General features: G+C 28.9%; 20 protein-coding genes. 3 read left to right on the forward strand and 17 right to left on the reverse strand.

Features of this window, described 5'->3' with window-relative positions:
- Positions 1-219: 219 nt before the first annotated feature.
- Entirely contained in the window at positions 220-846 is a 627-nt protein-coding gene (gene upp, locus Bsans602_RS02695; protein WP_500837397.1) for a uracil phosphoribosyltransferase, read from the reverse strand.
- Positions 847-1,602: 756 nt separating this feature from the next.
- Between upp and Bsans602_RS02700 the strand changes: the two genes are divergently transcribed.
- Positions 1,603-1,770, forward strand: a complete 168-nt coding sequence (locus Bsans602_RS02700) for a DUF2633 family protein (protein WP_500836987.1) — start codon at positions 1,603-1,605, stop codon at positions 1,768-1,770.
- Positions 1,771-2,034: 264 nt separating this feature from the next.
- Here the strand turns inward: Bsans602_RS02700 and ureG are convergent, their stop codons facing one another.
- The 8 genes from ureG to guaB all read right to left on the reverse strand — a co-directional run bounded on the left by ureG (position 2,035) and on the right by guaB (position 10,415).
- Positions 2,035-2,661, reverse strand: a complete 627-nt coding sequence (gene ureG, locus Bsans602_RS02705; protein ID WP_500836988.1) for an urease accessory protein UreG — start codon at positions 2,659-2,661, stop codon at positions 2,035-2,037.
- Between the two features lie 78 nt (positions 2,662-2,739).
- Positions 2,740-3,426, reverse strand: coding sequence for an urease accessory protein UreF (locus Bsans602_RS02710; RefSeq protein ID WP_500836989.1), 687 nt, complete (start codon positions 3,424-3,426; stop codon positions 2,740-2,742).
- 196 nt (positions 3,427-3,622) lie between these two features.
- Positions 3,623-5,329 carry an urease subunit alpha gene (gene ureC / locus Bsans602_RS02715; RefSeq protein ID WP_500836990.1) on the reverse strand — a complete coding sequence of 569 codons (1,707 nt, stop codon included), beginning with the start codon at positions 5,327-5,329 and terminating at the stop codon, positions 3,623-3,625.
- 3 nt (positions 5,330-5,332) lie between these two features.
- Positions 5,333-5,641: an urease subunit beta gene (locus Bsans602_RS02720; RefSeq protein ID WP_500836991.1), complete on the reverse strand. Its 309-nt coding sequence runs from the start codon at positions 5,639-5,641 to the stop codon at positions 5,333-5,335.
- Positions 5,642-5,666: 25 nt separating this feature from the next.
- Positions 5,667-5,969, reverse strand: coding sequence for an urease subunit gamma (locus Bsans602_RS02725; RefSeq protein ID WP_500836992.1), 303 nt, complete (start codon positions 5,967-5,969; stop codon positions 5,667-5,669).
- 15 nt (positions 5,970-5,984) lie between these two features.
- On the reverse strand, positions 5,985-6,821 hold the full coding sequence (locus tag Bsans602_RS02730; protein ID WP_500836993.1) for an urease accessory protein UreD: 837 nt from the start codon (positions 6,819-6,821) through the stop codon (positions 5,985-5,987).
- Between the two features lie 408 nt (positions 6,822-7,229).
- Positions 7,230-8,819: a glutamine-hydrolyzing GMP synthase gene (gene guaA / locus Bsans602_RS02735; protein WP_500836994.1), complete on the reverse strand. Its 1,590-nt coding sequence runs from the start codon at positions 8,817-8,819 to the stop codon at positions 7,230-7,232.
- A gap of 123 nt (positions 8,820-8,942) precedes the next feature.
- Positions 8,943-10,415, reverse strand: a complete 1,473-nt coding sequence (gene guaB / locus Bsans602_RS02740) for an IMP dehydrogenase (protein ID WP_500836995.1) — start codon at positions 10,413-10,415, stop codon at positions 8,943-8,945.
- Between the two features lie 656 nt (positions 10,416-11,071).
- Between guaB and mqo the strand changes: the two genes are divergently transcribed.
- Positions 11,072-12,640 carry a malate dehydrogenase (quinone) gene (gene mqo / locus Bsans602_RS02745; protein ID WP_500836996.1) on the forward strand — a complete coding sequence of 523 codons (1,569 nt, stop codon included), beginning with the start codon at positions 11,072-11,074 and terminating at the stop codon, positions 12,638-12,640.
- A gap of 92 nt (positions 12,641-12,732) precedes the next feature.
- On the opposite strand, the gene der is transcribed toward mqo, so the two are convergent.
- The 6 genes from der to Bsans602_RS02775 form a co-directional block, all read right to left on the reverse strand.
- On the reverse strand, positions 12,733-14,163 hold the full coding sequence (gene der / locus Bsans602_RS02750; RefSeq protein WP_500836997.1) for a ribosome biogenesis GTPase Der: 1,431 nt from the start codon (positions 14,161-14,163) through the stop codon (positions 12,733-12,735).
- A gap of 340 nt (positions 14,164-14,503) precedes the next feature.
- Entirely contained in the window at positions 14,504-15,823 is a 1,320-nt protein-coding gene (hisS, locus tag Bsans602_RS02755) for a histidine--tRNA ligase (protein WP_500836998.1), read from the reverse strand.
- 18 nt (positions 15,824-15,841) lie between these two features.
- Entirely contained in the window at positions 15,842-16,972 is a 1,131-nt protein-coding gene (ispG, locus tag Bsans602_RS02760; RefSeq protein ID WP_500836999.1) for a flavodoxin-dependent (E)-4-hydroxy-3-methylbut-2-enyl-diphosphate synthase, read from the reverse strand.
- Positions 16,973-17,285: 313 nt separating this feature from the next.
- Complete coding sequence (rlmN, locus tag Bsans602_RS02765; protein WP_500837000.1) at positions 17,286-18,386, reverse strand: dual-specificity RNA methyltransferase RlmN; 1,101 nt, start codon at positions 18,384-18,386, stop codon at positions 17,286-17,288.
- A 262-nt stretch (positions 18,387-18,648) separates the two neighbouring features.
- Positions 18,649-19,059, reverse strand: coding sequence for a nucleoside-diphosphate kinase (gene ndk / locus Bsans602_RS02770; protein ID WP_500837001.1), 411 nt, complete (start codon positions 19,057-19,059; stop codon positions 18,649-18,651).
- A gap of 501 nt (positions 19,060-19,560) precedes the next feature.
- Positions 19,561-20,730 carry an IscS subfamily cysteine desulfurase gene (locus Bsans602_RS02775; protein ID WP_500837002.1) on the reverse strand — a complete coding sequence of 390 codons (1,170 nt, stop codon included), beginning with the start codon at positions 20,728-20,730 and terminating at the stop codon, positions 19,561-19,563.
- Between the two features lie 844 nt (positions 20,731-21,574).
- Here Bsans602_RS02775 and Bsans602_RS02780 point away from each other — a divergent pair.
- Positions 21,575-22,387 (forward strand): inositol monophosphatase family protein, encoded by an 813-nt coding sequence (locus Bsans602_RS02780; RefSeq protein WP_500837003.1) that lies wholly within the window; start codon positions 21,575-21,577, stop codon positions 22,385-22,387.
- Positions 22,388-22,456: 69 nt separating this feature from the next.
- On the opposite strand, the gene glyA is transcribed toward Bsans602_RS02780, so the two are convergent.
- Positions 22,457-23,698, reverse strand: a complete 1,242-nt coding sequence (glyA, locus tag Bsans602_RS02785) for a serine hydroxymethyltransferase (protein WP_500837004.1) — start codon at positions 23,696-23,698, stop codon at positions 22,457-22,459.
- 459 nt (positions 23,699-24,157) lie between these two features.
- Positions 24,158-24,643 carry a tRNA adenosine(34) deaminase TadA gene (gene tadA / locus Bsans602_RS02790; protein WP_500837005.1) on the reverse strand — a complete coding sequence of 162 codons (486 nt, stop codon included), beginning with the start codon at positions 24,641-24,643 and terminating at the stop codon, positions 24,158-24,160.
- Positions 24,644-24,885: the final 242 nt, after the last annotated feature.

Here is a 24,885-nt window from a genome sequence, read left to right on the forward strand (position 1 = left end):
ATGACTATATAAAATATAATTGCATGATATACGAAAATTAATACCATCAATATTTAAAAATTATTAAAAACTATATCTATTATAATTATTATAATAGATATAATTCTGTACCATGAAAATATATCATCAATAATATATTGAATTTTATTCATTAATACAGTATATTTTATATATACTTTATATAAATAATTTTTTAATTTTATATATATATTTTATATATTATTTAGTTCCAAATGTTTTATCGCCAGCATCTCCAAATCCTGGAATAATGTAACCATACTTATTAATTTTTTGATCTATAGACGCTAAATATAATTCAATGTCTGGATGTTTTTTTTCTAAAGCTTCAATGCCTTCTGGAGCTGCTACTATTGATAAAACTTTTATATTATAACATCCAAATTTTTTTAATAAATCAACAGTAGCAATAATTGATCCGCCAGTAGCCAACATGGGATCTAATACCATAGCCATACGTTCATTTATGTTGTAAACTAATTTATGAAAATATGGAATTGGTTCCAGAGTAATTTCATTACGATAAATTCCTATTATACTGATACGTGCGCTCGGAAGATGTTCCAATACCCCATTCATCATACCCAAACCAGCCCTTAAAATTGGAACTACTGTTATTTTTTTTCCTTTAATACGTGCAATTTTAACTAATCCACACCATCCTTTGATAGTTACTATTTCTACTTCTAAATCATCAGTAGCTACATAAGTTAATAAACTTCCTAATTCTGCAGATAACTCTCTAAAACGTTTAGTACTAATGTCACAAATACGCATTAATCCTAATTTATGTTGAACTAACGGATGTCTAATTTCAACTATTTTCATATCAATTTTATTCTCCATGAAAGTACATTCTCAAATCTGAAAAATTATACTTTCTAATTACCATTTATAATAACACTTATAAATTTATTAAAATAAATATAAGATATTATTTAATTGATATCTGTAGAATCAGATTGATAACATAAGTGCTTACATAAAATTGATTACATCATTGATTCTGCATACGCAACACAAATCAAATTTTAATATTTAAAACAATATATTATAATATCTATTGATATCATTGATTATTTGAAATAATAATTATTATACATAAATATAAAATATTTCATCATCAACAATATTTTTATATTTATATATAATATAGCAGTAAATGTATAACTATAGTATAGACGAGCCGTAAGAATGAAATTTCATATTTAATATATTAAATATGAAATTTGAATTAAATATACCATAAACATCTAATACTAGTATTGTTGAATAAAACTTCAGTAGCAATGATTTATTTTATACACTGTATAAAATAATGTTGTCTAAAAAAAATAAAACAAAATAATTACCAATAAAATTTATATAATTTATTAATTTTAACTTATATAAACTAGTTGTTTTAAAATCTAAAATAAAAATTATTTTTATTAATTTTCAATTGAAAATTTAAATATTAAAATAGTACAGCTTATAACAAAGAGTTTTTTATTGAATAAAATACATATTTATATAAAAATTTATAAAAATCATATTGTATAATATTACTTTGTAACTCTTTTAACAAAGATACTAGTCGTTTATATGAAAAAAAAGAAAACAAAAGTACGTATTACTAAATGGGTATTATTTATTAGCTTTATGATATTATTTATTAGGTTAATATATGCTTCTATCAATGCCTGGAATTATCATAAAAACAAAAACAATGATAAAAGTAATCCTATCATATTATCAAGTAACAAAATATAATTATTTATTTACATCAAAGATACAATACTTGTGATTGACTTCTATTAAAAAGTAAACAACTTAACAAATTTTATATTTTTACCTATAAAATTATAAATAATAAGAATTTTTGCAATATCTTTACTTTACAACAAAAACCCACATAACAATGACGTGTGTACTAACATTATTTATATATTAAAATTTTAAAACTTTCATTTATTGGTTCATTAAGTATAAATTCAAACGTATAAACTATCATTATGCAACAATATCTTTATATCTTTAATTTAATAATGATAACCGTTTCTCTAAAATGAAATCAAGAACCAATTGTACACCATGACCTATTTTTAAATTGGTAAAAGACCATGGTAAACCCTTTCTCATATAATTTGTATCTCTAGCCATAATTTCTAAGGATGCCCCCACGTACACAGCCAAATCAATTTTATTGATTATTAAAAAATCAGAACGTGTAATACCTGGCCCTCCTTTGCGGGGTATTTTATCACCTGCAGCTACATCAATAACATATAAACTTAAATCTGATAATTCAGGACTAAACGTAGCGCTTAAATTATCCCCACCACTTTCAATAAAAATAATATCTAAATTCTTAAATTTACATGTCAATTCTTCTATAGCTAATAAATTCATAGAAGCATCTTCACGAATAGCAGCATGAGGACACCCTCCAGTTTCTACACCAATAATACGGTCAGCCGATAGAGCATTGGCATTTATCAATATACGTTGATCTTCTTTAGTATAAATATCATTGGTCACTACTGCTAATTGATAATTAGCTTTCATTTTTTTACATAATACTTCAATTAATGCAGTTTTACCTGATCCTACTGGACCGCCTACACCTATACGAAATGGTGGAATATATTTTTTGCGTATCAAAACACATCCTTTCAATCAAAATTAATAATTATACAACGTTCAATACTATATTAGATATTTTATTAAAATCAAGTATTTTTAAGAACGAAACAATCGTGAGTATTGTGTTTCATGACAAGAAGATGCTATAGATTGCAATAAAAAACTACTTCCTAATTCATGATCCATTACTATATCCGCCCTATTCCAGGCATTGGGAAAATATTCCATTAAGTATCTTAACAACTTTTGAGCAACTCTTTGCCCGAAAGGTATCAATTTTAATCCTGCCATAATAGAAGACTCTAACATATTATATGCGTATCCTAACGCTAAATCTTTTAAAGGAATATTCCACATACACCCTAACCATGCTATAGATGCCAAACCACTACGCTCTAAAGCCAATAGCCAACCATCATCACGAGTAAGCGGGTACCATTGCAATATTAATTTTGCCATTGCTCGTCCACGTTGGTTTTCTTCTAATCTAAACTCACGAGTATCACGACATGATAATATTTTTAATACACATTGAGAAAATTTAACTTCATCTCTAATTTGAGTGTAATAATAACAACGTTTAAGCATAGGCCACTCTAAATGAATTAATGGTCCATCAATCCATTGTTGCTGCCATTCAGAAAAAGTTTCTACAGAATTTACCCAATTACACTCCACAGCCCATTCTAAACCTCGTGAATAAGCAAATCCTCCTAAGGGAAAATTAGAACTGATTAACTGCATTAAAGATAACAATGAATTTGCACACTGAACAGCACACATAATATTACCAAAATAATATGTTCATAAATTATTTATATATAAATATTATTTAAATTGACATATTATTGTTCACATGAAACAATAATATATCTTCCTGATAAATCTTAAAAATGTGTCCATCTCATATCTTAAATATTTAAATTTAGTCCATATACACTTCTTTATTATACGTGCCTCTATATTAAGTTAGTACTTACTAAAATAAAAAATAACGTTGTGACATAGGTAACGAAGATGCAGGTTCACAAGTTAATAATTCTCCATTTGCACGTACTTGATAAGTCTGAGGATCAACTTCAATCATTGGTTGCCAAGAATTATTGATCATATGTTTTTTTTGAATATCTCTACACTTATGAGCTTCACCAATTAAACTCACTAACTTTAAACGATTTACTAATTCTGAATGATAAGCAACTTTAGATATAAACGTCATACGTGTTGCATGTCTTGCGCTATTATGTGCCCCAAACATTAATCGGTAATGTACAGGCTGTGGAGTAGGAATAGAAGCATTAGGATCTCCCATAATAGCAGAGTTAATCATACCACCTTTAATTATTAATTCTGGTTTGACTCCAAAAAAAACAGGAGACCACAATACTAAATCTGCTAACTTTCCTATTTCAATAGAACCAACCTCATGAGAAATACCATGAGTTATGGCTGGATTAATGGTATATTTAGAAATATACCGTTTTATACGAATATTATCATTATATTTGTTGTCACCTAATAGAGAACCTCTTTGTAATTTCATTTTATGAGCTGTTTGCCAAGTACGTAAAATAACTTCTCCAACTCGCCCCATGGCTTGAGAATCAGAAGAAATCATAGACAAAGCTCCAAGATCATGTAAAACATCTTCAGCAGCAATTGTTTCTTTACGTATTCTAGATTCTGAAAATGCCATATCTTCAGGAAGATTAGGATTAAGATTATGACAAACCATCATCATATCTAAGTGTTCATCTATTGTATTAACCGTATAAGGCATAGTAGGATTAGTAGATGATGGCAATACATTATTAAATCCACACATGCGTATAATATCTGGGGAATGTCCACCACCTGCTCCCTCAGTATGATAGGCATGTATCGTTCTTCCCTTAATCGCAGATAAAGTATCTTCAACAAATCCTGATTCGTTTAAACTGTCAGTATGAATAGAAACTTGAATATCAAAATTATCAGCTACATTTAAGCAACAATCGATAGCTGCAGGTGTTGCTCCCCAATCTTCATGAACCTTTAAACCAATAGCCCCAGCAATTACCTGCTCTTCCAAAGCCTGCGGTACAGAGGCGCTACCCTTACCAGTAAAACCAACATTAATAGGTAAGGAATCTGCTACTTGCAGCATACGAGATAAAAACCAAGGACCTGGAGTACAAGTTGTGGCATTACTTCCCGTTGTCGGCCCAGTACCTCCTCCAATAAATGTAGTAATTCCAGAACATAACCCTTCTTCTACTTGTTGAGGGCAAATAAAATGAATATGAGAGTCAATACCTCCAGCAGTAACTATCTTACCTTCTGCCGCTATAACGTCTGTACCGGGTCCAATGGATATTGTTACATCTGGCTGAACATCTGGATTTCCTGATTTCCCAATGCCCGTGATGCGGCCATTATTTATACCAATATCCGCTTTTACTATTCCCCAATAATCAATAATTATTGCATTAGTTAATACTAAATCAACACAATCTTTACTACTCATTTGTCCTTGACCCATACCATCTCGTATAACTTTACCTCCCCCAAATTTTACTTCTTCTCCATATACGGTAAAATCTTTTTCTACTTTTATCCACAATTCGGTATCAGCTAATCGCACAGAATCGCCTACAGTTGGCCCGAATAAAGAAGCATACTCATGTCTGGATAATATACTACTCATAGTTCATTCCACTTTACCCATAATAGCTTTACAAAATCCAAAAATTTTACATATTCCTGCATATTTTACAAGTTCTACAGTCCTAGACTGTCCTGGTTCAAAACGCACCGCCGTTCCTGACGGAATATTTAAACGAAAACCACGAGCAAGAACTCGATTGAATTTTAAAGCAATATTAACTTCATAAAAATGAAAATGAGAACCAATCTGTACAGGCCTATCTCCATAATTAACAACAGTTACTAACACCCGTTTTCTTCCAACATTTAACTCTATATCTCCATCGGAAATATAGAGTTCACCTGGTATCATAATAAATACGCTCATTTAATTATTACTAAATTATCGGATCATGTATCGTTACTAATTTGGTTCCATCAGAAAAAGTAGCTTCCACTTGTACATCAGTAATCATTTCAGGCACGCCCATCATAACATCATCTCTGGTTAATATATGTTTACCCATGTCCATTAATTCAGCAACATTCTTTCCCTCACGCGCTCCTTCTAAAATTGCAGAGCTAATCAATGCTATTGCTTCTGGATAATTTAATTTCAAACCTCGATTAAGACGTCTTTCTGCCAATAACGCTGCTGTAAACAATAACAATTTATCTTTTTCACGAGGTAATAGCTTCATATATAAATTATTTACTCATGTTGACCAAACACGAGGTATCGTAACCTCTTTTCCAATGATAAAAGGACGTATAACATACCAAATATGACAGAGCAATTTTTTTAAGCATTGACTATCATTACCCAATAGTCGCACTACAAGAATATTATCTAATAGTGTAGCGCCACCAACCTGAAGATATTGAACTGATCTAATAAGCGTACGTACTTTATCTAACATTTTTTTATCCGATGGAATAGCAAAAAGCAAAGCACTTATTTTAAATCCACCTAATTTCATAATACAATTCGACTCATTAATTTGAAGTCTTTCCTGTAAACCAACAGAATTAGATAAACAAATATTTAAAAAAATCTCTACTTCTTCTGGATATACATAAATACCTAATGATGAATTTACAAAACATAACATTTCAAACGATATAATTTTAGATTCCTGTTCTATAATAAAAGTAGTATCTATTTTTGCTTTCGTTTTAGGGAAGAAAATACTGCTTTGAGGAACCCATTCCAAAGAAGTATTACGCTCTAATGTAAATGTATACTTCTGAGCGGAGCAAATGCCGTTACTACGATAAAATTTAGAAGAACCAGGCGTCGTCAATAATGCTCCACTACCTGATTCCAATTTAACATCTAATGTCAATTTATCTCCTCCAACTAACCCGCCAGGAGGATGCAATAAATATACATGTGGAGTATTATCATCTTTTACATAAAAACTCCTTTTTACGTAAAACGGACCAATATGTTTACATTTAGTCAGAACGCTACGCCCCTCACGTAAAGCAAAATTCAACTCCAACGCACCCAACCAGCCATCAATCAAATTTTGAGATAATTTATTATTCATTAAAAATTTAATATAAAATGCCTGTAACAATTAAAAACTTACACATAAAACCACCTTTATCATAAAACCATATCTACTTACTCTATACAACATACAAGCCCGATTGAACATATATACTATTATTTATAGTAATATAAACTATATCACATCATACTAATATACTATATAAATTTATATAAACAAAAAATTTTTCAAGATGCATATTATATACATTTGATAAAAATAAATCATAAGGGATCTATGCTTAGCTTACAATACTAAATTGTTCTATTAACAATAAGTAGATGAAAACTTATAAAATATCTTTAGTTATTGAAATACATGCATATCTTAAACTATCAAATCAACAATAATATACACTAATAAAAGTTACTAAAAATTTGTAAACTTATACTAAAATATAAATATTTATTCCCACTCAATAGTAGCCGGAGGCTTAGAAGAAATATCATATACTACGCGCGATATTCCTCCCACCTCATTAACAATACGATTAGAAACTTTGTTTAAAAAATCATAAGACAAATAAGCCCAACGTGCCGTCATAAAATCAACGGTTTCTACTGCACGCAAAGACACCACCCATTCATATTTACGCTGGTCCCCTTGTATACCAACTGAATGTATCGGTAAAAAAACTGCAAAAGCCTGACTAATCTTATAATACAAATTATCACGCTTCAGTTCCTCAATAAAAATAAAATCTACCTTACGTAAAATATCACAATATTCTTTTTTTACTTCACCCAAAATTCTAATAGCTAAACCAGGCCCTGGAAATGGATAACGATACACCATACTACGAGGCAATCCTAATTCTAATCCAATATTACGAACTTCATCTTTAAATAAATTTCTTATAGGCTCTAGTAACTGAACATTCATAATACCTGAAAAACAACCCACATTATGATGCGACTTAATGACATTTTTTAAAGAAAATAGAGAAACACCAGATTCAATAACATCCGAATATATAGTACCTTGAACTAACCACTTTACAGGCACAAGTTTACGAATTTGTTCTTCAAAAATTTCTGTAAAAATCCTACCAATTACTTTTCTTTTTTCCTCTGGATCAATAACTCCAATTAAAGAATCTAAGAATATCTGTTCTTTTGGTAGATAAATAATGTCCAAATCATAATTTTTATCACAAAAATTCTTAATCTGATCAAATTCATGATGTAATAATAACCCATTGTCAATAAAAACACAAATAAACCGACACCCAATGGCACGTCGCAATAATAAAGCTGTGACAAGAGAATCAACTCCACCTGAAAATCCAAGCACTACTCTATCATTCCCCACCTTAACACGAATATCCATAATAATACTCTCAATAATATTACCTATCTTCCATGAAGATTTACAAGAACAAATATACATAATAAAACGTTCCAAAATATTTTTACCTTGTTTAGTATGAGTGACTTCCGGATGAAATTGAACACCATATAAACGCCGATCTTCATTAGCCATAACAGCAACTTGATGATATTTATTAAGACCAACAATAGTAAAATCTTGAGGAACAGTGGTAACTATATCTCCGTGACTCATCCATACATCCAGCACCGGCCGATCTGTAACACTATCAACATAATCATATATATCATTTGTAAGATTACTTTCAGTAATGAGTGTTATTTTAGTACAACCAAACTCACGCTGAGTAGTTAAATGTTGCACTGTTCCACCCAACTGTTGTGACATAAGCTGCATACCATAACAAATTCCAAATATAGGTATACCCAATTTAAATACAAATGTAGGAAGACACGGAAAATGAAGATCAACAACACTATGAGGACCTCCCGAAAGAATAATGCCATTAGGATTAAATGCACATACTTGCGACTCACTAATATTCCAAGAAAAAAGTTCAGAATATACGCCCAACTCACGGATTCTTCTTAGTAATAATTGAGTATATTGAGATCCGAAATCTATTACTAAAATACGATGAGCACTACATCTTATATTATAGTCCATTTTATTATTTAAAGTAACTATTCGTTATCTAGCTAAATATTTAATGATTAATAATACATCTTAAATCAAAGAAATGTCATAATTATTACCCATATATTACACATATAATACATAAATAAATAATTATTTTAAACGATAGTTAGGAGATTCTTTTGTTATAATTACATCATGTACATGACTTTCCTGTATACCAGAAGGGCTTATACGAACAAATTTAGCTCGTGTTCTTAGATCATGAATGGTCATACAACCAGTTAATCCCATACAAGAACGTAAACCTCCCACTAATTGATGCACAATTGTTTCTAATTTACCTTTATAAGGAACACGTCCCTCTATACCTTCTGGAACCAACTTACAAGAAAAACCAGCATCCTCCTGTTGTTGAAAATAACGATCAGCAGAACCTTGATTCATAGCTCCTAAAGAACCCATTCCACGGTAAGTTTTAAAAGACCTACCTTGATAAAATTCTATATCTCCTGGCGATTCTGCTGTTCCTGCTAGTAGCGATCCAATCATCACACAATGCGCACCAGCAGCTATTGCCTTAGCAATATCTCCAGAAAATCTAATACCTCCATCTGCAATAATCGGAACATCTGTATTCTTTAATGCTCCTGCTACATCAGAAATAGCCGTAATTTGAGGAATACCCACACCAGTAACAATACGAGTTGTACAAATAGAACCAGGTCCAACACCAACTTTTACAGCACTAACACCAGACTTTACTAGTGCTAAAGCACCATCTTTAGTAACAACATTCCCACCTACAATAGGCAAATCAGGATATAATTTTCTAATGGATGCAATACATTTTAAAACCCTATCTGAATGTCCATGAGAAGAATCAACTAATAATACATCTAAACCAGCATCAACCAGTCTTACAACACGTTCTATACAATCACTTCCTGCTCCAACAGCGGCACCAACTCGCAGTCGTCCATAATCATCTTTACATGCATACGGCTTACGTTCTGCTTTTTCAAAATCTTTGGCAGTGATCATACCTTTCAGATGAAATAAAGAATCAATTAATAAAATTTTCTCTACTCTTTTATCATGCATTTTACTTAATACTATTTTTCTATTTTCTTTCTCTAATACTGTGACTAAACGCTCTTTAGGAGTCATAACGGAAGCGACACAATTGGACAAATCACTTACAAATCTAACATCACGACTTGTAATTATTCCTACTAATTCATTCGTACCTAGCACAACAGGGTAGCCAGCAAATCCATTAAGAGAAGTTAATTCTTTAACTCTCAACAAAGTTGTATCAGGAGTAACACACTGTGGATGAGCTACTATCCCGCTTTCGTAACGCTTAACACGACGTACCTCATTAATCTGCTGTTCCAAAGACATATTTTTATGAATAAAACCTATACCACCTTCTTGTGCTAGAGCAATAGCTAATCTCGATTCTGTTACTGTATCCATAGCTGAAGACACAATAGGGATATTTAAAGAAACAGAATTAGTTATCAAACTACCTAGAATTGTTTCTGTAGGAAGCACTTTCGAATAAGATGGCACAATGAGCACATCATCAAAAGTTAAAGCTTTTTTATCAAAAGAAAACATCACGTTACAATACAGATTTTCAAATAGATGTACTATATAACTTCTAACAACTGGAGTTAAGTTAATTCATAGTTAACTCATAACAACAAACAGTAGAACAAATGCATTCGAAAAAGAACAATCGGAGAAGAGGAGAGGAAAGGAAGAACAAAATACAACCTATGAAACGTATCATATGATACGTTTCATAGGTTGTATTTTGTTCTCTCTGGTATTTCTTTCTCTCTTTTCTTTCTCTCGTACTCGACGGGATCGATTCTATCATGAATTATGTGATTTATCAAGGTTTAGTGTATAAATTGTTTAAAAATTAATAATTACAAGTTTTATTAAAATTATACGTATGTTATTGTTTAAGTGTTGTTGCAATGAATACTTTTATATAAAATATTTGTGTATAGGTTTTCAATTGATAGTAAATTCTAATTTTATAGTATATAGATTATATTTAGTAATTTTGATTTTAGTTAGATGTTGATTTGTATTGTATTTAAAGTTTTGATATATATTTAAATATTAAGATATGATATATTAAAAAGTGTTATCTTTTTAAATGTATATGTTGTTGTTGATTTTTTATTTGTATTACAAATATGTAGATAAATCTATTGATTATGGTGTTGTTACAGTGAGATAGTATTATTGAGTGATACAAAATGAGTAATATTATAGTTGTGAATAATAAACAACATCATTTGGTTAAAATTGAATCTTCTGTAGATGTAGTGTTGGTTGGTGCTGGCATTATGAGTACTACTTTTGCTATGTTTTTAACGATTCTTGAGCCAACTTGGAGAATTCATATATATGAACGTCTTGATGAGCCAGCACGAGAAAGTTCTAATGTGTGGAATAATGCCGGAACTGGTCATGCAGCATTTTGTGAACTTAATTATACTCAATATAATCGTAAAGATTGTTCTATTGATATTTCAAAAGCTATTGCTGTTAATGAAGCGTTTGAAATGTCACGTCAGTTTTGGGCGTATTTAATACAAACAAAGGTTCTTAATAATCCAAGTTCTTTTATTAATAATGTGCCACATATGAGTTTTGTGTGGGGAGAAGAGAACGTTTCTTTTTTGAAAAAACGTTTTCAAGCATTACAAAATAGTATTTTATTTAGTGGTATGATGTACTCTGAAGATTTTCAGCAAATTCATAAGTGGGCTCCTCTTGTTATTAATGGACGTAGTGTATCTCAAAAAATAGCAGCTACTCGTATGGAGATAGGTACGGATATTAATTTTGGAGCACTTACTCAACAATTACTAAGTAAGTTGAAAAAAAGTTTAAATTTTAAATTATATTTACAGCATGATGTTGATCGTATAAGACATAATTTTGATACAACTTGGGATGTGCATATAATTGATCGACGGTATAATCAGAAGAAGTGCATTCGAGCAAGTTATGTATTTATAGGAGCTGGAGGTAAATCAATTAGTCTTTTGCAAAATTCTGGTGTTCCTGAGGTTAGGGGGTATGCTGGATTTCCAGTAGGTGGTCAGTTCTTAGTTACAAAAAATAAGAAAATAGTTGCACAACATTTAGCGAAGGTATATGGAAAAGCACCTGTCAATACTCCTCCAATGTCGGTCCCTCATATAGATACCAGGATATTAAATGGTAATAAGGTTTTATTATTTGGTCCGTTTGCTACTTTTAGTAGTAAATTTTTAAAATATGGATCATGGTTAGATTTATTTTATTCTTTAAATAAACATAATTTGATTCCAATATTTCAGGCTGGGATAGATAATTTCGATTTATTGAGATATTTAATTGGTCAATTAATGATGTCGGATACGCAACGTATTGATGCACTTAAAGAGTATTATCCGACAGTTAATCCATCAGATTGGACTTTGGTTAGAGCAGGACAGCGTGTTCAAATTATTAAAAGGAATCATGAAAAAAGAGGTATATTACAATTTGGAACAGAAGTGGTTAGTTCGAATGATGGAACTTTATCAGCACTTCTTGGTGCATCACCGGGAGCTTCTACTGTAGTTTCGATAATATTAGAACTTTTAAGTACAATGTTTAATAGTGAAATTAATAGTGATTCTTGGAAAAATAAAATTATAGATATGATACCATCATATACTAATAAATTGGATGGGAATATTGTTTTGTTAAATAAAATTAGACGTTATACTTGTGATGTTTTGGAATTGAATTATATGGAAGCAACAAATACTACAAATATGAGGGTTCAATAAATAGTTAGGTTAGTTAGGACAGTTTGTGTGGTCAATAAGCAAGGATGGCGTATTTATTATGTTATAATGTATATATTTAAAAATATTATTTTTTATTTGTTAATAAATGGGTTGATGGTATCTTTAAATTGTATAGTTAACAAAACACCTGTGATATTCAATATATTATAGAAATGTTTTTTTAAATATCGCTTATAACTGTTAGGTAATTTGCTAACATGGTTTCCATGAATTATTAAGGTTAATGGATTATGTTTGCCAATGTGAATATATTTTGGTTTGATCCTTCTCCCATGTAGAAGTGGAGGAGGAGACTTAGAGACAGCTTCATGTAGAATATTGATTAAACGCGTTGTACTAATAGTTTTAGTACAATATGCATGTAAATGTGTTTCTTTGATTGATTGAAATAACGTTTTAATACCATCCCCGTGTAATGCTGAAATGAAGTGTATTTTAGTAAAATTAATAAAATTTATTTTTTTGCATAGGTTTTTTTTGATTTTTTGATGTAGGTCTGGGGATATTTTATCCCATTTATTAAAAATAATTATTAATGCTTTACCATTATTTACGATAAATCGTAATAAGTATAAATCTTGATCAGATATCCCCAGACCTACATCACCCATAAATAACAGGATATGCGCAGTTTTGATGATTTGGAGTGTTTTGGAAATAGAAATTTGTTCTGCTGTATCTTCTATTTTTTTTCTTTTTCGTACTCCTGCTGTGTCAATTAATATATATTTTTGTCGATTGTATATAATGGGTATATGAATACAATTTCTAGTAGTTCCTGGTATATTAGAGGTTATCATACGATCTTTTCCTAAAATGTAATTAATAAAAGTAGATTTTCCGGAGTTAGGTCGTCCTACAACCGCTAATGTAATAGTAGTGGAATCATTTTTTTCATTATATGATGATGATAAGTTTATGTAGTTATTATGTGTAATAGTATTTAAATTAGTTTTAGGTATATTATTTTTATAAGAAAATGTATTTTTTGAAATTAGTAGAGATATATTTTCTAATAAATTATTAATTCCGTTTCCATGAATTGCAGAAATAAAGATAATATTTTTTATACCGAAAGAATAATAATTCCATCCAATATTATGAGTATGATATGTAACGTCATCAATTTTATTAATAACAATAAATATAGGTTTTTTTAATTTTTTCAAAAAATTGACAATATCATAATTTACAGATGTTTCTACAGATTGTCTATCCACAAGGAATAATATGATATCAGCTTCTTGTATTGACAAAATTGTTTGGCGAGTTATGTAATCTTGAATAGTATCTTCTTTTTTTACGTTACGATGTAACCTGTCGATACCTCCAGTGTCTATGAGAATAGATTTGAATTGTTTGCATTGAAAATAACCATATTGTCGATCTCTAGTTAACCCTGGATAGTTAGAAATTAAAGCATCATGCGTATGTGTCAATTTATTAAATAAAGTAGATTTTCCTACATTTTTTTGGCCAATTAATGTAATAACAGGGAACATTTTTAAATCCATAGAAATATATGTATCTATGAGTAATAATATCAGTATTAATCAATATAATGAAATTATCTTTTTTTAAAGTAGTCACGCATAATATTTACAATACAAAATTAGCAGAACGGTCTGTAATAGTTTAATTCTTTATCATGGTTTGTGGTGTTAATAATTTGAATTTACAATTTTTTAAAGTATTTATATAATAGGGTGATTTGATATTTTATGTTCTATCACGAGCTATAGGGTTTGATTTTATATTGAAATATATTCATGTTTTAATGGATTAAATGAATTAAAATACAGTCATATTAAAAATTATTAGTATATGAGTATTGAATATTATTTATTTTTGATGAGTTTGACTGATATGTAATATGTCTCTTAATTTTTCAATAATTTCATCGTGTCGTAATATTGTTTGAGTGCCTAATTGTAGATTTTTTAGTATAACTGTTTTTGTAATATAATTTTTCTCATTTATTATTAAAATAGTTCGTGTCTTGTATTTTTTAGCGGCATGAAGTTGTTTTTTTATATTACTTTTTCCATGATGTACTATTAATCGTATAGATGGCAATGTTGAATGAATATGTTCAGATAGTAGTATTGAATATTTTCTAGCATTATCTCCTAAGCTAATTAAATATATATCAATATCAGTGTATGTATTATTTTTATCCAAAAAAGAATTATCGTCGACTTCTTGCATCAACAAAATTACACGCTCTAATCCTATGGAAAATCCTACGGCAGGAACTGAATCTCCTCCTAATTCTTGTACTAATTCATCATAACGGCCGCCAGCACAGATAGTTTTTTTAACTCCTAAGCTATTGGTAACCCATTCAAAAACTGTTTTATTATAATAATCTAAGCCACGTACCAAATATGGATTAATTGTATATGGTATTTCTAATAGATCTAATAACTGACACAATTCAGAGAAATGAGTATGTGAATCATTATCTAAATAATCACTTAATATGGGAGCATTTAGTAATAATTCTTTAGTTTTACTATTTTTTGTATCTAATATTCGCATGGGATTAGAGTATAAACGACGTCGCGCATTATGATCTAAGTTGTTTAAGTGTTTTTCTAAAAAGATTATTAATTCTTTTCGATAATTTGATCTAGAGGATAACGACCCGATTGAGTTCAATTCTAATGATAAATGATGGCTAATTCCTAATTTCTTCCAGCAACGAGCAGTAATTAAAATTAATTCAACATCTACGTCAGGCCCTATTTGACCAAAGGCTTCGGCGCTAAATTGATGAAATTGTCTATAACGTCCTTTTTGAGGACGTTCATAGCGAAACATTGGCCCAAGGTACCATAGACGTTGTTCTTGCTTATAAAACAGTCCATGTTCGATGCCTGCTCGTACGCATCCGGATGTCCCTTCTGGGCGTAATGTTAAATTGTTGTTATTGCGATCATTAAAGCTATACATTTCTTTTTCTATTACATCCGTCATGTTTCCAATTGAACGTTTGAATAAATTTGTGTCTTCAACAATAGGAAACCTGATCTCCTTATATCCATAACTATTTAGTATAGTTGTAAGTATATTTTCTACGTGTTGCCATATGGCTATGTCTTTGGGTAAGTAATCATGCATGCCACGAATAGATTGGATTTTTGCATTACATTTAATCATGTATTAATCTTTAATTGTTTATTGATTGTGTTTAATATGGTAACTAACTGGATTATTTGTATTTATTGATTTAGATTTAGCTCTGATACGTCGTTCTAATTCTTCAACTATTGATATATTATCACACTTTTTTTGTTGTCGTATACCATCCTCATATATACCACTTTTATTACGTGCTCCGGCAACGCCAATTGTTGATTTCATTGCTTCTCCTGGTCCATTGACTACACATCCGATAATAGATACATCCATGGGCGTTGTAATATCGCTTACTTTTTGTTCTAGAGCATTAACTACATTGGTAACATTAAATTCTTGTCGAGCACATCCTGGACAAGCTATAAAATTAATACCATGAGTACGAATCTTTAAAACTCTTAAAATATCAAATGCTACTTTAACTTCTTCTATAGGATCTGCAGCCAATGATATACGTATTGTATCTCCGATTCCTTCGTGCAATAAAAAACCTAAAGCTATTGCAGATTTTACTGTACCATTACGTAAAGCTCCTGATTCAGTAAGACCTACGTGTAATGGTTGATCTATTTTAGATGCTAATATACGGTATGCTTCTACCGTTATTAGTACGTCGGAAGATTTGACACTGACTTTAAATTGATGGAAATTTAATTTGTCTAAAATATCTACGTGTCTCATTGCTGATTCTAACAAAATATGTTCTGTTGGATTTCCATCATATTTTTTTTGTAAATCGCGTTCAAGAGAACCAGAGTTTATACCAATACGAATAGGTATATTCTTATCTTGGGCGCAATGTACTACAGACCGAATACGATTATTATTACCGATGTTACCAGGATTAATACGTAAACAATCTGCTCCATATTCAGCTGCTTTTAATGCAAGGCGATAATCAAAATGAATATCTGCTATTAATGGAACATCAACTGTTTGTTGTTTAATTATTTTGAAGGCTTCAGCTGCATCCATGGTAGGTATTGATACTCGAACAATATCTACTCCTGCTTTTTTTAAAGCGTTGATTTGTTTAACCGTTTCTAATATGTGTGTAGTACGAGTATTTACCATAGACTGTACTGCAATAGGCGCTCCGTCTCCAATAGGAATATCACCAATATAAATACGTGTAGATTTTCGGCGAATAATGTTAGCGATATTATTCATAGTTTCTCCAATTTTCATATTATAAATTAATAAACAATGATTATATGTATCCATACTGTTTATTGATGTGTTTATTAATTATTACTTATATATTAAATAATTCTGTTTATTTTAAGTATGTTTATTGTACTAAATTAAAAAACTGTATTATTAACAGATAATTATATTACTAATTGTGGTAATGTATCAAATAAACTATTATTACTATTAAATTTTATAATATTTATTTTATTTATACTTAGAATAAATTTTATATAAATTAGAGATATTTTAAACTAATACTATCTCGTTAAAATTGATTTAAAAGATGGTATTAGTTTAAAGATGAATCATATATATAATTTATACGGTTAATTACTTCTCCTGTTAGTTGTCCACAAGCAGCATTAATATCTGCACCTCTTATTTTTCTTATAATGGTTACTATGTCATATTTTAATAAGACTTTAAGAAACGCATGAATACGAGCGTAGGAACTGCACGTATATTGCGCGTTTGGAATTGGATTCCATGGAATTAAATTAATTTTACATGGGATACCTTTAAGTTTTTTTGCTAGTTGATGGGCATGTAAAATTTCATCATTAATATGATTTAATAATATATATTCTATTGTTATTCGACCGTGGTTAGATTTGGTTTGTTTTAAATATTTGTGTGCTGCTTCTAGTACACTATTAATATTATATTTTTTATTAATCGGCATAATTTTATTTCTAATGAGATCATTTGGGGCATGCAGAGATATAGCTAGTGGTATATCAATCATATCTTTTAGTTTTATTATACCTGGTACAATTCCAGCAGTTGAGATAGTGATATGTCGTTTTGAAAATCTAAAACCAAAACTATCTAACATAATTTTTATCGCTGACACAACATTAGTAATGTTTAGTAATGGTTCTCCCATTCCCATAAATACTATGTTGGTAATAGGAGGACTATTTGTTATTTGAATATGTTTATTTAGCGCAATGAGTTTTGATATTCTCCAAATTTGACCAATAATCTCTGATACATATAAATTTCTGTTAAATCCTTGCTTCGCTGTTCCACAAAAATTACATCCTAAAGGACATCCAATTTGCGATGAAATACATAATGTGGTTCTCATATGTTCAGGAATATAGACTGTTTCTATTTGTTGTTGATCCACTTGCATAGCCCATTTAATTGTTCCATCTGAAGACAGTTGTTTTTTTGTAATTATTGGCGCGCGAATCTCTGCTATTTGATTTAATTTTATTTGTAAAGATTTACTTAAATTTGTCATTTGATTGAAATCATCGCAATAATCATGGTACATCCATTTCATTATTTGATGAGAACGGAAAGGTTTTTCACCTAATTTAGAGAAAAAAATTATTAATTCTTCTTTATTCATATTAAGTAAATTAACTTTTTTTATGCACATTAAATATATCTCTAACGACGAATTTTTATAAAAATTTATATTGATTGTTAATTTAATGTTTAATTAGGATGGGATCAACATAAGGTTAATTAAATTATAATTTGTTAGTTTTATATTTTTATAAAAGTTTGTTTGTATTCCTTTATATGTACGATCATTATTATCAGTTAATTTTAGTTCTTAAAACTATTTTTTGTATATTATTTATAATGGTTTAATTTTGATTATGAGTAAGAAGCATAGTATCTATAAGTGTGTGTTTTCATGTATTAAAGAAATAATTAATTTCACGTATAGCTGTTTTTTTAGAATCTGATCCATGAATAGCATTTTTAGTACAATCATAACCATAGTCAGATCTAATAGTTCCTGCTAACGCATGTTTTGGGTTGGTGGCTCCTATAATTTCTCTACTTCGTTGTATTGAATTATTACCTGATAGTATTTGTACAAATATTGGGCCAGAAATCATAAAATTTATTAAACTTTCAAAAAAAGATTTTTTTTGATGTTCGTCATAAAATTCAGAAGCTTGTATATATGTTAGTTTTATAACTTTAGCTTTTATAACAGAAAGACCAGAAGTTTCAAATCTACTAATTATAGATCCAATGATATTTTTAGCAACGGCATCAGGTTTTATAATCGATAGTGTATTTTCTTTAAAAATCATAAAGCTTCCTATCAGTTTTTATTTTGGCATTATATAATATAAGTATACAAAACAACAATTTCAGTATCAATGTATATTGATAAAAATCTATATAGTTAATGATAGTAGCATTAAGGATTAAATTTTAAGCTAGACGCGTATTAGTTTAATATATTAAATAATATATAACATTTTATAAGATTTTTATTAATTTAATTATACTATAAAGATGTCTTATATTAGTAATATTTATTATTTATAACTAACATGCATTAAAATATCTGTAATTGACATCAAATAATAACATATAGTAATAATTAAATCACATCTGTAATTTTAAATATCTAATAATAAAATATATAGAAACGCAAACTTTAAAGTACAGAAGATGTTGTTTAAAAAACTATTTGTTAGTTATATATATAAATATATGCTAATAGCATTATTAATTTTTACAGATATATTGTTTATTCTAATGATTGTGTATTTGGGGTAAATTCACTGTTTTGTAGTGTTATAAAATTATAATAAGTTTATCATTGCGTTTAATTTTACAACAGTAGCGACAATGTGATGAATAGCATATTCAATTTCTTCTTCAGTTGTAAATCGTCCTAACGAAAATCTAATTGAATTATATGCTAGTTCGTTGTTTCTTCCTAAAGCTTGTAACACGTGTGATGGGCTTAAAGTACCAGAAGCGCAAGCAGATCCAGAGGATAATGCAAAATCTTTTAATGCTATCATTAGTGTTTCGCCATCGATATGACTAAAACTAACATTTAATAATGTACCTATACTATGATTTAAGTCACCATTAATTAACACCCCTTCAATTTGTTGTAATCCTTGCCATAAACGGTTTCTCATTTTTTTTAAATAAACCATTTCTGTTGTCATAGTTTCTTTAGCTAAACGATACGCTTCAGCCATTCCGACAATTTGATGAACTGGTAATGTTCCAGAACGTATACCATACTCATGTCCTCCTCCATGAATTTGAGGGGCAATATCAATTTTTGGACTCCTATCTCGTCGTACATATAAACCGCCGATACCTTTTGGGCCGTATAGTTTATGTCCGTTGAAAGACATTAAATCTACCGGTAATATAGATAAATCAATATGTAATTTACCAACGCTTTGCGTTGCATCTACATGAAATATTATGTCATTTAGGCGACATAGTTTGCCAATTTTCGTGATGTCTTGAATGATACCGATCTCATTATTTACATGCATAATAGATAATAGGATTGTATCATCACGTAGAGCATTACTGATTTGATTGAAATTAATTAATCCGTTTGATTGTGGAATTATGCGGGTAATTTTAAATCCTTTATTTTCAAGATATTGACAGGTATCTAAGACTGATTTATGTTCTGTCATACTTGTAATGATGTGTTTGCCTTTTTTGTGGTAAATCTGAGCTATGCCTTTAATAGCTAAATTTACTGACTCAGTAGCTCCTGAAGTAAAAATTATTTCATTTGATTCAGCTCCTATTAATTGAGCAATTTGTTTACGAGCTATATCTACGGCTTCTTCTGCTTTCCATCCATAATAATGAGAACGAGAAGACGGGTTACCAAATATACCGTCTAGGGTGAAATATTGTGTCATTTTTTCTACTACCCTAGGATCTACTGGAGTAGTGGCAGCATAATCGAAATATATTGGTAACTTCATATAATAATGCTCCAAAAATAAAAATTTGTTATGATGTACAAAATAAAATTATAGCAATTATTGTTATTTATATAATAGATGTATTAAATATTATATAATATACATATTCATTTTTAGTTGAGTATATATTCCATGTTAAAAGATTATTTTATATGAAATTATTATTCATTACTATATAAAGCAATATAACCTGTGTTTTATTTTTGTTTTGTAAGCGACTTACTTTAGATATTTAAATATGTATTCGGCTATTTAATGGAAATAGATATATGTATTGTTTTGTGTTAATACTATTAGTAATTTTAATCAATTGATTTAAGAGTTGTTATTTTTAACAAAATATCACTAAATATTGCGTTAAATATTTAATAAAATATTTATATAACAGTGAGTGATTAAAATATTTGTTGTTTAAAATAATAATAAAAATAATTATTTGAAAATAATATTATTAGCGAAAATAGCAAGTCTTATGTTTTAGTGATGAAAATATACATGATTATATATAAATGTTATATATTGTAGTATTGTTCTATGATCAGTGTATTTCCATAAAAGATTTAATTTCAGTTAAGTTTAATTATTATATTTTTTATATATATATAAATTGAAAAATAATACAAAATAAATAATTTAATATATATATCTATATATTTAAAATGAAATAAATATTATTATTTATAAATTTTAAATTTTTAATCATTAAAAATTTAAATGTGTTGTGTAACAATACAAATATCACATTATTTGTATTGTTTGAAAACATAGTTCAATGAATACGTAATGTAGTATAATGTATATTATGTTTATTTTAATTTATAATGAATCACTGGATGAATAATTTATGCATCCGATGCTGAATATCGCTATTCAAGCTATAAGAAAAGCGGGAAATTTTGTTGTTAAACAATATGAATTTTTTGATAAGAATAATGTACACTCAAATCATATAAATGATTTAGTCTATAAAATAAATGAACAATTATATAATATCATCGCGACAATTATTCGAAAATTTTATCCATTACATACTATTGTAACTACATGGCGTGGTCATAATATCAATAATAATATATGTTGTAAAGAGGGTATTCGTTGGATCATTGGGTCTATAGATAGTGATGTTAATTTTATTAAGCAGTTTCCTTTTTTTGCTTTGTCTATTGCTGTTTTTTTTAAGGAGCATATTGAAATAGGAGTGATATATGATCCCATCCATAATGAATTGTTTAGTGCTTGTCGTGGAAAAGGAGCTCAGCTTAATGGTTATAGAATTCGTGTAGGTACTGCTAAGAATTTAAACAAGACTATTATTGCTATATCTTGTGTTTATGAAAAGCAATATATGCTTATTAATTTTTTAAATAAATTTAATAATAAATATATATATTTTCGGTATACCGGAGCGCCTATATTAGATTTAGCTTATGTTGCAGTTGGGCGTGTAGATGGATGTATTATTATTTTTTTAAAAAATAATAATAATAATAATAGCAAATTGACTAGTGGTGCTTTAATTATTCGTGAATCGGGAGGGTTAATTATTGATTTTAATGGAACCAATAATTATTTATTAGTTGGAAATATAATCGCTGGTAACGCAAAGATAATTCGGACTATTTTACCAATAGTTCAATCATCTGTTTTAGATGATTGAACTAAATATTTTTATAAAATATAAAACAGTATTAGTTATAGTGATTTTATTTAATAAATTTTCGCAATGTTAACTATATATAGGATATTTAGAGCAAATGAGTAAAACTTGATTTTTTGTAGACAGAATAATTTCTTCATCATCGATATGATCTAGTATATCACAGATCCAGTGAGACAATTTTTTAACATCTTTTTCATTTAAACCCCGTCTAGTAATTGCCGGGGTACCGATACGTATGCCAGATGTAATGAAAGGATTTCTATAATCATTAGGTATACTATTTTTATTAACAATAATGTTGGCACGTTCTAAAGCTGTGCTAGCATCTTTTCCAGTAATATTTTTGTTTCTTAGATCTAACAAAAAAAGATGATTGTGAGTTGTACCAGAAATTACTTCAAATTTGCGTAGTAAAAATTCTTTAACCATTATTTTAGCGTGGTTGACAACTTTTTGTTGATACAACTTAAAAGATGGATCCATTGCTTCTTTTAAGGCAATTGCTTTAGCTGCGATAACATGCATTAATGGCCCTCCTTGAGTGCCAGGAAATACTGAAGCATTTAGTTTTTTATAAAATTCTGGATTACCTCCACTAGCTAAAATTAAACCACCTCTTGGACCTGCTAATGTTTTATGAGTAGTAGCAGTTACTACATGTGCATGAGGTAGTGGATTTGGATATATACCTGCTGCAACTAATCCCGCAATGTGAGCCATATCAATAAATAGATATGCGCGAACAGAATCGGCGATTTGACGCATTTTGGACCAATTTATGATACCGGAATATGCAGAAAAACCTCCTATAATCATTTTTGGTCTATGTATTGTAGCTAAATTATATAATTCTTCATAATTAATACACCCAGTTTCATCAACACCATAAAATATAGCTTTATATAATTTTCCTGAAAAGTTTACTGGTGAACCATGTGTTAAATGTCCTCCATGGTTTAAGTGCATACCTAAAATAGTATCTCCAGGATGTAATAAAGCATTGTAAACGGAAAAATTAGCTTGGGATCCAGAATGTGGTTGTATATTTGCATAGTCTGCAGAAAACAATTTTTTTGCACGATCAATGCCTAGTTTTTCAATCATATCAATATATTCGCATCCTCCATAGTAACGTTTACCTGGATATCCTTCTGCATATTTATTGGTAAGTTGGGAACCTTGTATTTGCATGACTTGAGGGCTGACATAATTTTCAGATGCAATTAATTCAATATGTTCTTCTTGTCGAGAAATTTCTTGTTTTATTATTTTCCATAATTCAATATCATAATTTGTATATATCGACATAATAATCGCCTATGTTTTGTATTAAAATAGTAACTTTATACTATAAAGTAATGTTTTAAAAATTTTTTAATTAAATAGATGATTACAAATCGTTAATTGTTTTTTGAAATTAAATTGTTCTTAAATTTATTTTTATAAAGTATTATGAAATATTAAATAATTATTTTTTATTTAATAAATAGGACATTTCTGTGAATACAGGTATTCAGTATTTTGTGTATTTATTTTATTAAATATTTGTTGTCTATGATATGAAAACCATTTTTATTTTATTCAAATTATATAAGTATAATGTGCTGATATTTATTTGAGCTTCTAGATATATAATCATATTATGATATATATAATCGTATTGATATAGTTCACTGTTGTGAAGATATGTATGATTAATCAATAACAAAAAATTATATCTATCTATTTATTTATCTATAGATATAAGATTGATTTTTAATTTTTGTGCTATTTTGATGACGGAATTGCAGTATGTCGTCGACCTTTAAAAAATTTATTTAATTGCGAAGCACATTCTCTTTCTAATATTCCAGTGGTTAAAGATATACGATGATTAACCATTGGATGGTGGAGTATATTTTTTAACCAAGGTGTTTGTCTAGATTTTTTGTTTTTTGCGCCACAAACTAATCGATGAATACGAGCGTGAATTATAGCGCCAATACACATCATGCATGGTTCTAAAGTAACATAGAGAGTCGTACCTAATAAGCGATAGTTACCTAAAATTTTTCCGCCTATGCGCAATGCTATAATTTCTGCATGAGCGCTGGGATCATGATATATAATAGAAGAATTCCAGCCACAACTTATAAGTTGACCATTTTGAATTAAAACAGCTCCTACTGATATTTCTCCAATAATTTCAGCATAAGTAGCTAATGTAATAGCATGACGCATCCATATAGTATCTAAATTTTCTATTTCATACATAGATTTTTATATCCATCCAAGCGATGATAATGTTGTGATGCGCAATTGTAAAGTAATTTGTTGTATATATTTAAATATTAATATTTTATTAAAATAAAATAAAAAATAATTTTTAATTATAAAAGTCATTAATGTCAATATTATCTATATTTGATTAAAAGTTTTACCTAAAATTATTAAGTGTATTAATATAAACTATGTGATAATAATAATTATGTGTATAGTTATTGTATTTTTGTTTA

The sequence above is a fragment of the Candidatus Blochmannia sansabeanus (nom. nud.) genome (assembly GCF_059935345.1).